This is a genomic window from Streptococcus ruminantium (assembly GCF_003609975.1).
Classification (GTDB): Bacteria; Bacillota; Bacilli; order Lactobacillales; family Streptococcaceae; genus Streptococcus; species Streptococcus ruminantium.
The window spans coordinates 1,215,902-1,230,032 of the sequence record NZ_AP018400.1 but is presented as its reverse complement, the minus strand read 5'-3'; the positions used below and the strand labels follow the sequence as shown (position 1 = coordinate 1,230,032).

Here is a 14,131-nt window from a genome sequence, read left to right as displayed (position 1 = left end):
CAGTGATGGCTAAACGGCCCAAAATAAGCACAACGATTAACGAGATTGCAGATTATTGGACTAATAAAGTTTGCGAGAGTGAACTGAGCGTTGATTGGTCGGAAGCAAGAGAGAGGTGTTGGCGATGTGCCCGTAAAACCAAGCTAGAACGTTGCCATATTATTCCTCATTCTAGAGGGGGTACAGATAGGCCTTCAAATTTTGTCTTGTTGTGCAAAAGATGCCATCTTGAAAATCCAAATGTTGTGGATCCAGAGATTATGTGGGATTGGTTGAAGGCCTATAAGGCATTCTTATATGACACGTTTTGGATTGTACAAGGTTTGGAAGAATATCAAAAAATTTATGGTGATTCATTTTTAGATCAGTGTGTAGCAAATGGTGTGATAGATCGTAAGAAAATAGAGGGGCTAGTGGCCTTGAAAATGAGGGGTAGTAGTCATCATTTTGGTGAGCCTCATTTTAACAAAGCGACTGTTGCAGGTATTCTTAGAATGATTTACAAGGAAATCATCAAAAATCCCTCAGACTAATTATGACGGTCTAAAGAGTTTAATGTGATTTTTAGATTATATAGAATTGCGTGTCTCACCAGTGGTAGAAGAAGTGAAGTCAGTTTGCTGTCTTGTCAATAATTGTTATTCCGTTCCACAGTATAATCTTAAAATCATTTTCACTCCCTTTCGTCTATTAGTATAGAAGAAAGCTCTCAGCACACGTCGAGGTAGTTGGTTTGCTGGTGAAAGCCTAGAAACCTTTGAACGAAAGCATCTTAAAAAGCCTTGGAGACAAGGCTTTTTAGCTTGGAGTGGGGTAGTATCAGAGTAACTACCTCAGTTGAGGTAATTGAGTTGCTGGGGGATTTGAGAGAGATTTATTTCCGTAGACGTATGGTGGGGACCTAGGTAAAGGAGTATGAGGGAATAGATGCCCCCCTCCCTTTTTTGCTAAATCGTGAAAAAGTATAGATAAAAAATCGTCAAAAATATCGCTTATATCGCAAAATATAGCTGGACGTATCTTAGTTTTAACGGTAATATGTACATACCAAAATGGAAAAGAGGAAATAAGATGATGAGTACACAGCCGAGATTGAACGCCTTTGAGAAACTTGCGGAGGTGTTCCGAAAAACCTACCTTGAGCTGGAAGTTGGAGAGACTGTTGAAATTGGAAGATTGTCTCCGCTTAAGGTTGACTACCAAGCCTTGATTGAAAAAGGTATTTTCACAGCTAGCTACCAGATTGGGGAGAATAAAACGTTAAACTATACTTTCAAATGCCAAGACTTTGAGGCAATTCAAAGTATTTACGGACCAAAGGGAGACTGTGATTTACATAAGTTCTTCAAGCAAGAAGTTATAGTTTTAATGAGCGAGGTTATTTAGAGAGAATTACCACAAGGGTAATACTCTTTTTTGCTTTTATAAAACTAAGCGATTAAGGGTTTGTGTTTATGTTCGAGTATCGAGTATGGAAGAAGAACAGCTGGCGTCGTTTGAGAACCAAATTGCCTACTATCACAATCACTACAAGGATAGAAGCGATGTCGATTTTATTGGTGTGTTTATGGATAGGGGGATTTCAGGTAAGAAAACAGCTCGACCAGAATTTCAACGGATGTTGGAGCTTTGTCGGCAAGGTCGGATTGACCGTATTCATACCAAGTCCATCAGTCGGTTTGCACGAAACACGGAAACCATTCTGAGTGTCAGCCGTGAGTTGAAACTCTTGGGAGTAGACATCTTCTTCGAAGAGCAAAACCTCCATACCCTCTCTTCAGAAGGAGAGGTCATGTTAACAGTTCTAGCTTCCTATGCGGAGGAGGAGTTAACCAGCCACAGTTTTAACGTGAGATGGGGCTATCAGAAGAAGTTTCAACGAGAGGAATTCCATATTAATGCCATGCGGTTCTTGGGCTATGATGTCGAAGATGGGCAGTTGGTTATCAACCCACAAGAAGCTGAGATTGTAAGGCATATTTTTGAATCTTATGTTTCAGGAAAAGGAGCAAATCGTATTGCCAAAGAACTAAATGCCAACAAGGTTCCTACAGCAACCAATCGGCAATGGCATGAGAGTACTATCCGAAACCTAATAAGTAACGAAAAGTATAAGGGGGACTGGCACTTTCAAAAATTCTATACCCCATCACTTGGCCACCATACTTTACTGAACAAAGGTTCGGTAGATAGTTATTACATGGAAGATCACCACCCAGTTATTGTTTCCAAAGAATTGTGGCAACAAGCCCAAGAGTACCGACAGAAGCGAAAGGGGACAACCAACCCAGCGGTTTATGCCAAACGCTATCCCTATACAGGAAAGCTCTTCTGCCCTTATTGTAAGAAAAGTCTACGCCGACAGCTTCCCTATCGAACCCCTACTTGGATGTGTGCGACTTATCTTAAACAGGGGAAGTCAATCTGCGAAGGTATAAAAATCCAAGAGTCCTTATTGGATAGTTGGAAACTAGATTTAACGAGACATTACACCATCAAAAAGAAGGAGACTGAAAGTGGCAAAGCAGATTACACTTATACCTGCCAGGAAGGTGCAGGTGGAGACAGCACACCTACTCAAGCCCAAGTTGAGGGTAGCTGCCTATTGTCGAGTGTCTACCGACCAAGACGAGCAGCTATCAAGTTATGAGAACCAGGTAAGACATTACCATGATTATATCGCCCAACATGATGATTACGATTTGGTAGATATTTACACCGACGAGGGCATTTCAGGAACCAACACCAAGAAACGTGAAGGGTTCAACCGCATGATAGCAGACTGTAGGGAAGGTAAAATTGACCGCATCCTAGTCAAGTCTATTTCTCGATTTGCAAGAAACACCTTGGACTGCATCAAATATGTTCGTGAGCTTAAAGAACTTGGGATTGGGGTGACATTTGAGAAGGAGAACATCGATAGCTTGGATGCCAAAGGCGAAGTGCTCCTTACCATTTTATCCTCCTTAGCACAGGATGAATCACGCTCCATTTCAGAGAATGCGACCTGGGGGATTAGGAAGCGGTTCGAGCGAGGAGAGGTGCAAGTTAATGCGACCAAATTCATGGGATACGATAAGGATGAAGATGGTAAGCTGATTATTAACCCAGAGCAGGCACAGGTGGTAAGGGATATCTACAAGTTGTATATGGATGGCTACAGTCCAGAATACATTGCAAGGTATTTCAATAGCGAAGGAATCAAGGGGTGGTCAGGTAAGGCAAACTGGTGTCCAGGAGCAATCCTCAAAATGCTTCAGAATGAGAAGTACAAGGGGGATGCCTTACTGCAGAAGACCTTCACAGTTGATTTTTTGACCAAGAAACGCATGCAAAATGATGGGCAAGTCAACCAATACTATGTGGAAGGTAGCCACGAAGGTATTATTGATGAGGAGACTTGGGAGACTGTTCAACTGGAAATAGCTAGACGCAAAACTTATCGAGAGGAACATCAGCTCAAGTCTTATATCATGCAGAGTGAGGACAACCCATTTACCACCAAGGTGTTCTGCGGAGCCTGCGGGTCAGCCTTTGGACGAAAGAATTGGGCAACCAGCCGAGGGAAACGTAAAGTTTGGCAATGTAACAACCGCTATCGCATCAAGGGAGTGGAAGGGTGTTACAGTAGCCATTTGGATGAGGCGACACTCGAGCAGATTTTCTTAAAGGCATTGGAGCTACTAAGCGAGAACATTGACTTGCTTGATGGTAAGTGGGAGAAAATCTTAGCAGAGAATCGCCTACTTGATAAGCCCTACAGCATGGCATTGAGTGACCTGCTTAGGCAGGAGCAGATTGACTTCAACCCTTCAGACATGTGTCGAGTGCTAGACCATATCAGGATAGGGCTTGAAGGAGAGATAACCGTTCGCTTTCTTGAAGGAACTGGGGTAGATTTATAGGATGTAAAAAACAATTATGAATACTTGTCAATTCTAAATTTTAGTGCTATAATTACTCTTGTAGATGTAAACTATTGTTGGTTTTGGGTTTCCAAACTAACATTGGCTTAGTAAGTAGATACGGTCTGCCTTGTATCTGTTTATTGCCTTAATGGGTTTTGGTAAGCTTCACCACGAGCAGGCAAATAAAAGTTTACCGAATGATGGGGAGTCTAAACAGCTCCCCATTTTTGTTTGGAGAATAGAGAGTATGTTGAAAAATATATGGTTATAGTCTTCAAATTAGCCAATGTATACATTTTGAGTTTAGAGATGAAAATTTTAAACATTTAGCTGGGTTTCATAAGCTATCTCTAAATAATATAAAAGATGCTAAAAAAGTGCCCGAACTAGTTAGAACTGAAAAGCTTAATTATAGAACAATATGCTCTTCCCAGAAATTTGAAACTTTTCTTAGGCGGTCAACAGCTTCTCAAATTTTAGGATTAAGTTTGAGAAGAAAAGATAGTTATGTCAATATTTATGAGTACTCTAAACCGAATTGGTCTAAATTAGATGCAGATTTTTTACTACATTTTCGGACTGGAGCATATGACTACTATTTATTCTTAAAGTCATTAACAAAGTTGGATAGTAAACCGGGTACACTTTATAACTGCAAACCTGTATCTTTTTTTAGAAATGAGCCTAAATATAGTGTTCAAAAAAGATATGAGTTAAATCAAACTAGGCTAGCAATTACTTCTATCAGTGAGAACGTAGGTGAAATCACTCATCATATTTTTTGATTTTATAAAATATTAGTTGGTAGGACATCGATAATCAAGATAATACAATTAGGATAAAGAGTCTGTAACGACAGCGGGAAACCATTGTCGTTACAGACTTTTTGCATTTTTGTGGTATACTGAATAAGTAGTGCTAAAACAATTTAGATAAAATAAAGGAATATGGAAAATATGAAGGATAAATTATTGAAATTTTTCTTGATTTTTATAGTGATAGGAATTTTCTTGTTTTTTATAGATAAGATAGTATTTTCTATTAATTCTATTAATTTGGAAATATCTCAAGGTAATCTACTAGGTCTGACTTTTATATATTGGTTAGAATTACTTTTTTTGTTCTTAATCTATGAACTAGTAATCATGGAACTACATAGTGGTATAAGTTATTTTTTGGGTGAATTAGGTCAATATGCAGTGAGAATTAAGAAGGGAGGATTTGCCCTTTACACAATTAGACTGAATTACTATTTGCTGAGATTAACTAGATTACTACGATTGGGATGGGTAACTTATGGTGGTGAAAAAATTCAGTATGGATTGGATTGTCAAAAGTTCTTTGGTCAGCTATTACTTATATATTTAGAACTGTATTAGTTATCTGTGTTGTTAGCGTTTCATTCGCCTGTCTTTCATTAAAAATACTGAGTGGAGATATTACTCAATATTTATCTAAACTTCAAGAATTTATAAAAGATATTTTACAATTAAAAGTAAATATTGGTGATTCTTTTCAAGATTGCCTGCTCTAGTAGCTTTGATTACAATATTGCCGACAGCCTCTTTTTCTTTTTATAGCCAAAACGAGATGTTCGAAAAATAATTGATAATGAAAATAGTCAATATTTCAAAGAGGTTGTCTTATTGTATGAAAGATTATTGATTTGGATTGATGATCATATTTATCAAATATCTGAAAATTTCGATTATGTTATTAATCGTCAAGACTCGATAGTTGAAATCTTTTTAGAAAAGAAAACTTCCAATTATATGTCTTTAATTAGTGGAGCATACTATGTATCAAGAAGTGTTGAGGATTTTAGATTTATTGAGATAGATGATGTGAATGAATTACAAGAAATTATTACTAAATTATCTAGCGATAGTTTAGAGCGTTTTACACGAATGTTTTCTGTTAAGCGATTTGATATCTGGTATCTTTATTTTTGGGATTTTCATTTATTGAATAAAGCAGATAAAATCGAAGAGTCCTTTTATACTAAAAAAGGGATGATTTCTAAACTGGATAATCGCCGCACTTATTCGCGAGACCTTACTCAAAAGCAACTGGAAAAAGAGAGAAAAGACGAGCAATTTCGTTTATCTTGGTCCATTTATGATGACTTGGAGTTGCTATACAGATTAAAGAGAACGAGTAATTCGTTAAGAACATATCTTTATTCTTCACGGATGGAACGATTGATATTAAAAGCATTAAGTAAAGATAAGTAATTCCGTTCCACAGTATCATTCAAAAACCATATCCTCTCCCTTTCGTCTATTAGTATAGAAGGAAACTCTCAGCACACGTCGAGGTAGTTGGTTTGCTGGTGAAAGCCTAGAAACGGTTGAACGAAAGCATGTTTAAAAGCCTTGGAGACCAGGCTTTTTGCTTTTGGGTGGGGTAGTATCAGAGTAACTACTTCAGTTGAGGCAGTTGAGATACTGAGGGATTTTAGAGGGATTTATTTCCGTAGACACAAGGTGGGGACATGAGATAAGGAGTATGAGGGAATAGATGTCCCCCCCTCTCTTAAGTCACCGATATGGTCGGTAGAAGTGAGTGTATAGAAATTGATACAATCTTAAACTCCGAAACATTTGAAATAGCTCGATTTCAAGAGCTTTATGATTGTGGATCTGTTTCTCTTATAGTGAGTGTCTTTACTTAGTGGGGGTGTGTGATAGTATTTGCACCCCCTTTGATTAAATCGTTAAAAAGTAGAGGTATTAAAAGTGTTAAATTTTTTGTGAATTTAGCCAAAAAATACTTGTAATAAGTTTCGTTTCATGATAGAATAAAATTATCAAATACAAAGGAGACCAACCTTATGTCAGGACAAATCCGTGTATCCCCGGAAACGCTTCAAAGTCGTGCTCGAGAGTATGGAAAAGCCTCAAATGATATCACAACAATTTTGAACAACTTGCAACGTCTTCAAGACACGCTTCGTAGCGAATGGGAAGGTGCTGCATTCCAAGGCTTTGACAACCAATTTAATGAATTGAAGCCAAAAGTTCAGAACTTTGCAGAGTTGATGCAACAAATCAATACTCAGCTTGATAAAACTGCTCAAGCCATGCAACAAAACGACCAAGATTTGTCTCGTAACTTTGGTCTTAATTAAGAAAAGACAAACACACGTGTTGGGTTGGGGAGGCTTCCTCAGCCCTTTTGTTATGTTATCCCCAAGGAGTAATGTGGTATGACCAGAAAAAATTTAATACTGATAGGCTTATTACTATCAATAGTCTCCATCGTTTCCTACTGGGGAATTATTAAGCCTAGTACCCTTTCAACGGAGTCATCAGAGCAGGTTGTGTCTAGAAATAACTCTCTTAAAATAGCGGTCGTTAATGAAGACGCTGGTATGGTTTACAATGGCCAGCAACTTAATATTGGTGAGTTGTTGACAACTTCCTTTGCTTCTAAGGGCGGTTACTCTGTCGAAGTGGTTAGCCGTTCCATCGCAGAGAGGGGACTTGAAAATAGTGTGTATCAGTTGATGGTTGTGTTACCCACTAAGTTTTCACAAGATTCACTTGCCTTGGAAAGTTCTTCTCCAGCTCAAGCAGAGTTCCAATATCAAATAAAGTCAGATAAAAACCATTTGGTGAAACAAGCTGAACAGGCAGTTGTCGATTTAAAACGTCTATTTAACCAAGATTTGATTCATATCTATTTCCTGAGTATTGTTGGTAACCTTCAAACGGCTCAAGGGCAGGTTGGGAATGTTGTCAGTGCAGATGGTAGAGTCCTGAATGCTTTTGATACTAATTTAATTAGCCCCTTAACCATGTACTCCAGACAGTTTACAGGTGTCTCGTCATCTCCAACAGAATTGTTGTCTGCTTATACCAGTTTTCAAAAAAGTCTGCTCGAGTCCAATGATGCCTTTACATCAATTATCGATGTCAATAAGGTTTATACAGCAGAGCTGGAACAAATAAAGTCTCTGCAAGAGCAGTGGCAAGAGTCAATTCTTAATAGAGAAGACAGCCTCAAAGCATATGATGATGAATTTTCGAAGCTGAGTGTTGAGGAGCAGTTGAGTCAATTATCTGTTTTAAATGAACGGATGTCATCAGAAAATAGCAATCCTGAGATCTTGGCTGATACACAGACTAAAGCAAACCAAATGAAGCAAGATGTTGAAGCCTTTACAGCTAAGCTTAGAGAACTAAATGGGAATATTGACACCGCTCTATCAGACTATGATGCCAAAATATTAGCTGCTGTTAAGGAGTCGCTAGAAAATAGTTCTTCTTTTGATGTTCAGGATCAAGCAGCTACTTTAGGTAATTACTTAAAATCAATTGAATCTTTATTAACAGAATCTTTTAAGATGGAGTTTAATCGTTTTTCTGGTTATAGTGATCAGGCGATTGAAGCCATGAATCTCTCTGAAGAGGATAAACGGTATTTGAAGGCACTTAATGCGTTTGCATTGTCTTATGCACAGACGCATGGCCTTACTTCGCCACAGTTAGAATCCATTAGTAACCAGGAAACATATTTTAATAACGCCAAAAACATTGTCAGACAAGAAGTTGCGCAACCTCAGCAGTTAACACTTCCTTCCATTGAGGGAGAAGTTTCCGAAATCCTAATGAGAGTACCAGAAGGCTATGCACTAAATGTTTCTGGTATCTCCGCTACTCATCTTGGTGGAGGTGAATATAGCTTAGCTATTGGCTCTCCGCTCAAGGAAAGTATTGATATAAGGTATTCACTCATTCCGAATGACGATACTGCTATCAATCTATTTAGCCCTTTAGTTGTGGAATTAATGGTCTCGACAAAGGAAAATTTTGAGTATGATCGGGTAGTGAACCCGCCAGTTACCTTGCCACCGGCAACTGATGGACGATTGGATACTTTTGTCCCAGTTGAAAACTCAAGTACAGATTCTGGAACTGAGACACCAGATAGTAGTGATGTCACCAGTGGTTGGGTTCAAGAAGAGACAATCAGTCGTGAAAATATCGATCGTGTTAATAAGGTCTTTCATCGAACTTATCATGCGTCCTCTGTCTTTTACCCTTATGGCGAGTATGCTCGTACAAACCATCTTGAAAGAGCAGTGGTTGTAGATTTACGTTCTTATTATGAACTGGCAGGTCTTATTAAAGCATTCTATGGTGAACAATTTAGAGATGGCTCTGGAACATTAGAGCCAAGTCCAAGTTCTCTGTTTGGGCGTATTAAACAGAAATACGATAATAAAGAAGAACTTCAGACTATTGTGGTTAAGTTAATTCAAGATACAACTGTTACTGAATTAAAAAATACTTTAAAAACACCCGAAGAAACGATTGTTGAATTTGATGCCCTCATTCCAAAATCAGAAGAATTGTCAACTTATATCGACGAATTGCGGGCAAATACAACCAAACTCCTAGAGGGACTAGCTACAATAGTTGAACAAACTCAGTCAGTTAATGAGACCATTAAGAAAAAGCCAACGTTTGTGGAACAAGAAAAGCGTGACAATACGGACTTGGTTACAGTTTCCATGTCTATCAATAGTGACTTGGAGCGATTGAAAAATGCGAGTCAGACATTGATGGATAATACGAAGGCTCATCAATTGGTTTCTGAGAGTATTCAGGGGCAAGTTGACCGTCTAGCCACAGATGTCAAAGCATTGGAGACTGAGGGGGCAAACCTATCTGGTCGTGTTGATGAACTTTATGGGGTGATGACCAAAGAGTATGGGGATAACGCAGAGTTTTTGAAATCCTTCTCAACCGTTTTGAGCAATACCAAAATCGGCAATAGTCAGAACAATGCTGTTTATGAATACTTATCTAACCCAGTTGATTCTTCAAAAATCGAATCTTTAGTGGGAACAGTGACTAAACAAGCTGATACCCGTCAAGATGAACGTTCAGGATTTCTTTTGATTTTGATGAGTTACCTTGTTGGCCTTGCGGCGTCCTATATTTTGCAACATAGCGACCGCTCTAAGTGGCCTAAGCTTGTTGATGTCGTGGCTCGTCGCCATTGGACCAACAGCCTTTACCCCTTTATCTTTTTGACAGGAGTAGCTTTCTTGGCAGCGGTTATCATCGGTGGTTTTGCAGGTTATCGTCTAACCCTTTCAGGAAGTCAGATGTTCTTGCTGATGATGCTGTTAGCTGTTCTGACACAGTTTTTTGCCCACGGTATTAGTCATCTTAATCAGTACTTGAAGAGCTATGGTTTCCTCATCAGCCTATTCCTAGTTATGATGTATTTAATTAGTGCGGGCCAGTTGCTCGATTCTCATTACATCAGCCATAGCAGTTGGGTGTCCTTCTTATCCCCGCTGACCTACTTAGAGGGAATGCTGACGGCATTTTTGAATAATAAAGAAGGGTGGACGGTAACCTTTATCCTAACGCTTCTCCTAGCAGGAGCAGTTAGTGGGTTAACCATCTACCATTATCAGGAGCTTGACGAATCAGGAGTTTAATATGAAACGCCATTTCAGTCGTCTCTTTGTCCTGTGTCTTAGTGTTATCGTTATGGAGCCATCATTTGTCTTTGCCAATGATGGCTCTCTCCAAATTAGTGACTTATCCACTGGAGAATATTGTTGAAAGTGAGAAAGAACGAGTTCAGAATTTTTAAAGTTTATTTAATTCGAGGAGTAGCAGACGATGAAAACATGGCAAAAATAGCTAGTTGGTCTTTTATCTAGCCTTATCATTATGATTGGAATAGGAGTGATATACCAAATGAATCAAGAAAAGCAGTTGCGAGAAGAAATGATAAGGATTGTTGAAAGTGAAGAGGTATGGCGGTTGCTCTGATGGAGGTATGTTCATGAAAATCAAGCAGGTTTTAACAAGTTTGTTTATCCTTATGGGAATGATGAGTTTATTAGGAGGTTGTAGCATGACAAAGGAAACATTAACAAAAGAACAGCAAGATAATGTGGTTAGATGGATTGCAAGGGGATATGAAGTTCATGCGGTGGAATTTTTAAAACTATCAAAAAATACTAGTACAGGTATATATTTACTATCAATTCGTGTGAACGGTGATGAGTCTTTGGAGACGACTATTCCAGCCGATAATCTAGCTGAATTTGAAAATACTTTTGGAACAGTTGGACTAAATCCTAGAAATAATTTTCAACAATTAGAGCACTCTGAATGGTTTCCAAAAGAGCAAGAAATTGATATATCTGAAATTAAAGTTCATTATTTGGATAATTGATTATGACTACTGATAAACAAAATAAGTGGTTGGCAGAACAAGTCTATTGGGTAGAACAAGAAAGAGATGATGTAGGATACCATCCTGCTGCAAATGAGAGATATTTTTGTGATGATAGCGACAAAGCTCTAGGCAAATTTGAAGTGATTGCAGTCGAAGACAACCCCATCAACGGCATGCAGGCTATGGTGGCTACAATGATGGAGGTATGTCTATGAAAATCAAGCAGGTTTTAGCAAGTTTATTTCTCGTTATTGGAATGATGAGTTTATTAGGAGGTTGTAGCATGACAAAGGAAACGTTGACAAAGGAACAGCAGGATAATGTGGTTAGAGGAATTGTCAAGAATTATAATATAGAAACAGTAAAATTTACAAAATTTAGTAAAGACCTAAATACAGGTAGCTATCACTTATTATTTACTATAAATGATAATGAAAAATATAAAACAGGGATTACAGTTTCAGAAATTTCAGAGTTTGATGAACGTCTAGATAATATTGGTCTCAGTCCTATTGATGATTTTGAAAGTCTGAGAAGGGCTACTCCACTCAATAGTACAGAAGATATTTATAAAAAGGTAGATGTGATATATTTAGGAGAATAGTATGTCAGTAACAGATGAACAGTATAAATGGCTAGCCGAACAATCTTACTGGGTTGAGAGGGTTAGAGATGATGTTGCTTATCATCCTGAAAAAGAGAAAAAATATTTTTTCAATGGGAAAGATAATAGTCTCGGTCAATTCAAAGTCCTCAAGGTCGAAGACAACCCCACCAACGGCATGCAGGCCATGGCGGTAGTGCCAGTAGTTAATGGCGTTGTGGACTATAAAAACATTACTATCGCTTATGCTGGAACGAATTTTGGCGATCCGAAGGATAGGCAGACGGACTTAAATAGTGTCATAATGGGGCAGAACCAATTTAAGGCACATTCTCTTTTGCCAAACACAGCTAGTCAGATTGACACAGCTCTTGAGTTTGCACAGGAAGTGAGAAACGACTATCCCCAAGCAACGATTCAAGTAACTGGTCATTCTCTAGGAGGTTACTTGGGACAGATTGTTGCCATAAAAAATCAGTGGCAAGCCACGACCTTTAATGGTCCAGATCTGTCAAATATGTTGACGGCAGAGGAGATAGCTTGGGCAAAAGCGAACACGGACATTCTCATCAATTACCGAAATGAGAGAGATGGAATTGGAAATTTTGGAGGCGACCCCTTAGGAATAGCTCGTTATGTTGCTCCGTATAAAGAAAATAATATTGCCGGGCTTGACTTCTTGTACTATCATGGACTATCTGCCTGGCAGTTTGACGAGCAGGGTAACTTAGTTGACAAGTATGGCTTAGTTGTAGACAAGAAAAACTATGTTGGTCAGGTGGATATTGATGGTGATGGCACAGCAGATATTCGGATTAGTGCTGCTAATACTGAGCCACGCAACCTGTTTCTATCGAGTGGCTCGTTGTCGTCATTTGGTAGTGAGACCATCACGATAAACCCAGATAGTTTACGCATGCTATCAAGCAATTTGAACATGCTATGCTTGACTGAAATTCCGATGCTGATTAACTTGTGTCGCTTGTGTCAAGAAAAAAATACTAAGATTCAAGGCGACTTTGAGACTCGGAAGAAAAAGGTTGAAGAAAGTATTGTCCAGCGGTTTAAGGAAACTCGGTTGACAGATGTCTTTTATCAGCTCCACGATTCCCTTGGGCAAGCTATTTCCAAGAAGCATATTTTTGATAACCTGGCTTCAATCAATACAATCAGCTATAGTTCTGTTCCGAGTTCAGCCTGTCTTGCTTCAGGGGCTTACCTTGATATCAGTCCCTATAATAGTTTGATTACCACCCTCAAAACACAAAGTGGTAGCCTTTATCAACATAGTCAAGCAGAGCAGATTGGGACATCCAGTTCAGGGCTCTCGATTAACCCGACGCCATCTGCTCTCAAGTGTTCAGAAATTTTGGAACAGACTGCCAAGCACTTGAAAGAACAGGCTGAAAAAATCTTTGAAGGAAGAGGGTTACGAGAAGGTAAGAAAGATGGGATTAGCGAAGCATTGACAGAAGTTCTGGCTGTTGAAGAGAGGAACTTATCACAACTGAATGCCAGTATTAGTAATGCTGCTCAACTAAGCTCGAGCTTAGCCAATCATTTCCAACAAATGGATGAGTGGTTGAGTGGACAGATTACCAGCGGCGGTAATATCGATTATTTAGCCCCATCAACTGTTCCGAGTAGCTACAAAGCCTATCTGGAAGAGTCAAACATCTTTGATGATGTTAAGGATGTCCTACAGGCTTTTGATACTCAAGTTGAGCAAAATAGCGACAATTATGCAAGAATTGTAGGGACTGCATTCTCTGAAGCTTTTCGTTCCGTTCAAAGATCCTTAGACGATTGGCGGTCTAGCATTGGGGTCTTTAACAGTACCGTAGAGTTAATAAAAGAGTCTTTCACGACGACGATCTATGTTGAAAGTTCCGAAAAAGTAAAGGATAAAATTGTCACAAAACAAATCTATTGGGGAACTCTATCTGAAGTATACGGTTCTCATATCACCACCAATATTAATGAAGCGAGAAGAGTGTTCAAGTCCCTACCTGACAAACTTGAAATTGCCCTTGAAATTTCCAGAACAGCATCTGCGGATATGCAGCACTTACTCCCTGCTTTAACAGTTATTATTGAAGAAGGGGTTTATACAGCTTTTGATTTAGATGAGATTGTTGCTAGCCAAAAAGCGGTCCAGAGTATTACTGACCGTATTATTAGAGAACTATCGTTTGCGGTTAGCACAATTTCAAGTCAAATGACCGGGCAGGCGGCTGGCACTTTGGTACGCCACCTAAGTAAAATCCAGCAGTTGATGACTTACTTTAATCGTTTAGTGGGTGATTGTTTTGGTAACCAAAGTCAAGCAGGTGATTCGCCTCCTGTCGGGATCATTAGTCCAGCGGCTAAGAATTTTAGTCTAAACTAATGGACGAATTACCTAGTC

At 38.9% G+C, this 14,131-nt stretch carries 13 protein-coding genes and 1 pseudogene; all 14 read left to right on the top strand.

Going from position 1 to position 14,131, the window contains the following annotated elements:
• Positions 1-5: 5 nt before the first annotated feature.
• The 14 genes and pseudogenes from SR187_RS05895 to SR187_RS05835 all read left to right on the top strand — a co-directional run bounded on the left by SR187_RS05895 (position 6) and on the right by SR187_RS05835 (position 14,113).
• A complete protein-coding gene (locus SR187_RS05895; RefSeq protein ID WP_120171823.1) occupies positions 6-533 on the top strand; it encodes an HNH endonuclease in 528 nt (175 codons plus the stop codon).
• 538 nt (positions 534-1,071) lie between these two features.
• Complete coding sequence (locus SR187_RS05885; protein WP_120171822.1) at positions 1,072-1,386, top strand: hypothetical protein; 315 nt, start codon at positions 1,072-1,074, stop codon at positions 1,384-1,386.
• A gap of 46 nt (positions 1,387-1,432) precedes the next feature.
• A pseudogene (locus SR187_RS05880) lies at positions 1,433-2,650 on the top strand (recombinase family protein); the annotation flags it as partial.
• Positions 2,559-3,905: a recombinase family protein gene (locus SR187_RS05875; protein WP_197714141.1), complete on the top strand. Its 1,347-nt coding sequence runs from the start codon at positions 2,559-2,561 to the stop codon at positions 3,903-3,905. The pseudogene SR187_RS05880 and the gene SR187_RS05875, both read left to right, overlap by 92 nt.
• A 260-nt stretch (positions 3,906-4,165) precedes the next feature.
• Entirely contained in the window at positions 4,166-4,693 is a 528-nt protein-coding gene (locus SR187_RS10275; protein WP_160113889.1) for a PBECR4 domain-containing protein, read from the top strand.
• A 171-nt stretch (positions 4,694-4,864) separates the two neighbouring features.
• Positions 4,865-5,287 (top strand): hypothetical protein, encoded by a 423-nt coding sequence (locus SR187_RS10110; protein ID WP_231996428.1) that lies wholly within the window; start codon positions 4,865-4,867, stop codon positions 5,285-5,287.
• A 267-nt stretch (positions 5,288-5,554) separates the two neighbouring features.
• Positions 5,555-6,142 (top strand): hypothetical protein, encoded by a 588-nt coding sequence (locus SR187_RS10105; RefSeq protein WP_231996427.1) that lies wholly within the window; start codon positions 5,555-5,557, stop codon positions 6,140-6,142.
• Positions 6,143-6,741: 599 nt separating this feature from the next.
• On the top strand, positions 6,742-7,038 hold the full coding sequence (locus SR187_RS05860; RefSeq protein ID WP_120171819.1) for a WXG100 family type VII secretion target: 297 nt from the start codon (positions 6,742-6,744) through the stop codon (positions 7,036-7,038).
• A gap of 78 nt (positions 7,039-7,116) precedes the next feature.
• Positions 7,117-10,368, top strand: coding sequence for a type VII secretion protein EsaA (esaA, locus tag SR187_RS05855; RefSeq protein WP_120171818.1), 3,252 nt, complete (start codon positions 7,117-7,119; stop codon positions 10,366-10,368).
• 1 nt (position 10,369) lies between these two features.
• Positions 10,370-10,495: a hypothetical protein gene (locus SR187_RS10210; RefSeq protein WP_265572930.1), complete on the top strand. Its 126-nt coding sequence runs from the start codon at positions 10,370-10,372 to the stop codon at positions 10,493-10,495.
• Between the two features lie 226 nt (positions 10,496-10,721).
• Positions 10,722-11,117 carry a hypothetical protein gene (locus SR187_RS05850; protein ID WP_231996426.1) on the top strand — a complete coding sequence of 132 codons (396 nt, stop codon included), beginning with the start codon at positions 10,722-10,724 and terminating at the stop codon, positions 11,115-11,117.
• A gap of 2 nt (positions 11,118-11,119) precedes the next feature.
• Positions 11,120-11,335, top strand: a complete 216-nt coding sequence (locus tag SR187_RS05845; RefSeq protein WP_120171817.1) for a hypothetical protein — start codon at positions 11,120-11,122, stop codon at positions 11,333-11,335.
• Complete coding sequence (locus SR187_RS05840) at positions 11,332-11,724, top strand: hypothetical protein (RefSeq protein WP_120171816.1); 393 nt, start codon at positions 11,332-11,334, stop codon at positions 11,722-11,724. Before SR187_RS05845 ends, SR187_RS05840 begins: the two co-directional genes overlap by 4 nt.
• Position 11,725: 1 nt before the next feature.
• Complete coding sequence (locus SR187_RS05835; RefSeq protein ID WP_120171815.1) at positions 11,726-14,113, top strand: SA1320 family protein; 2,388 nt, start codon at positions 11,726-11,728, stop codon at positions 14,111-14,113.
• Positions 14,114-14,131 lie beyond the last annotated feature (18 nt).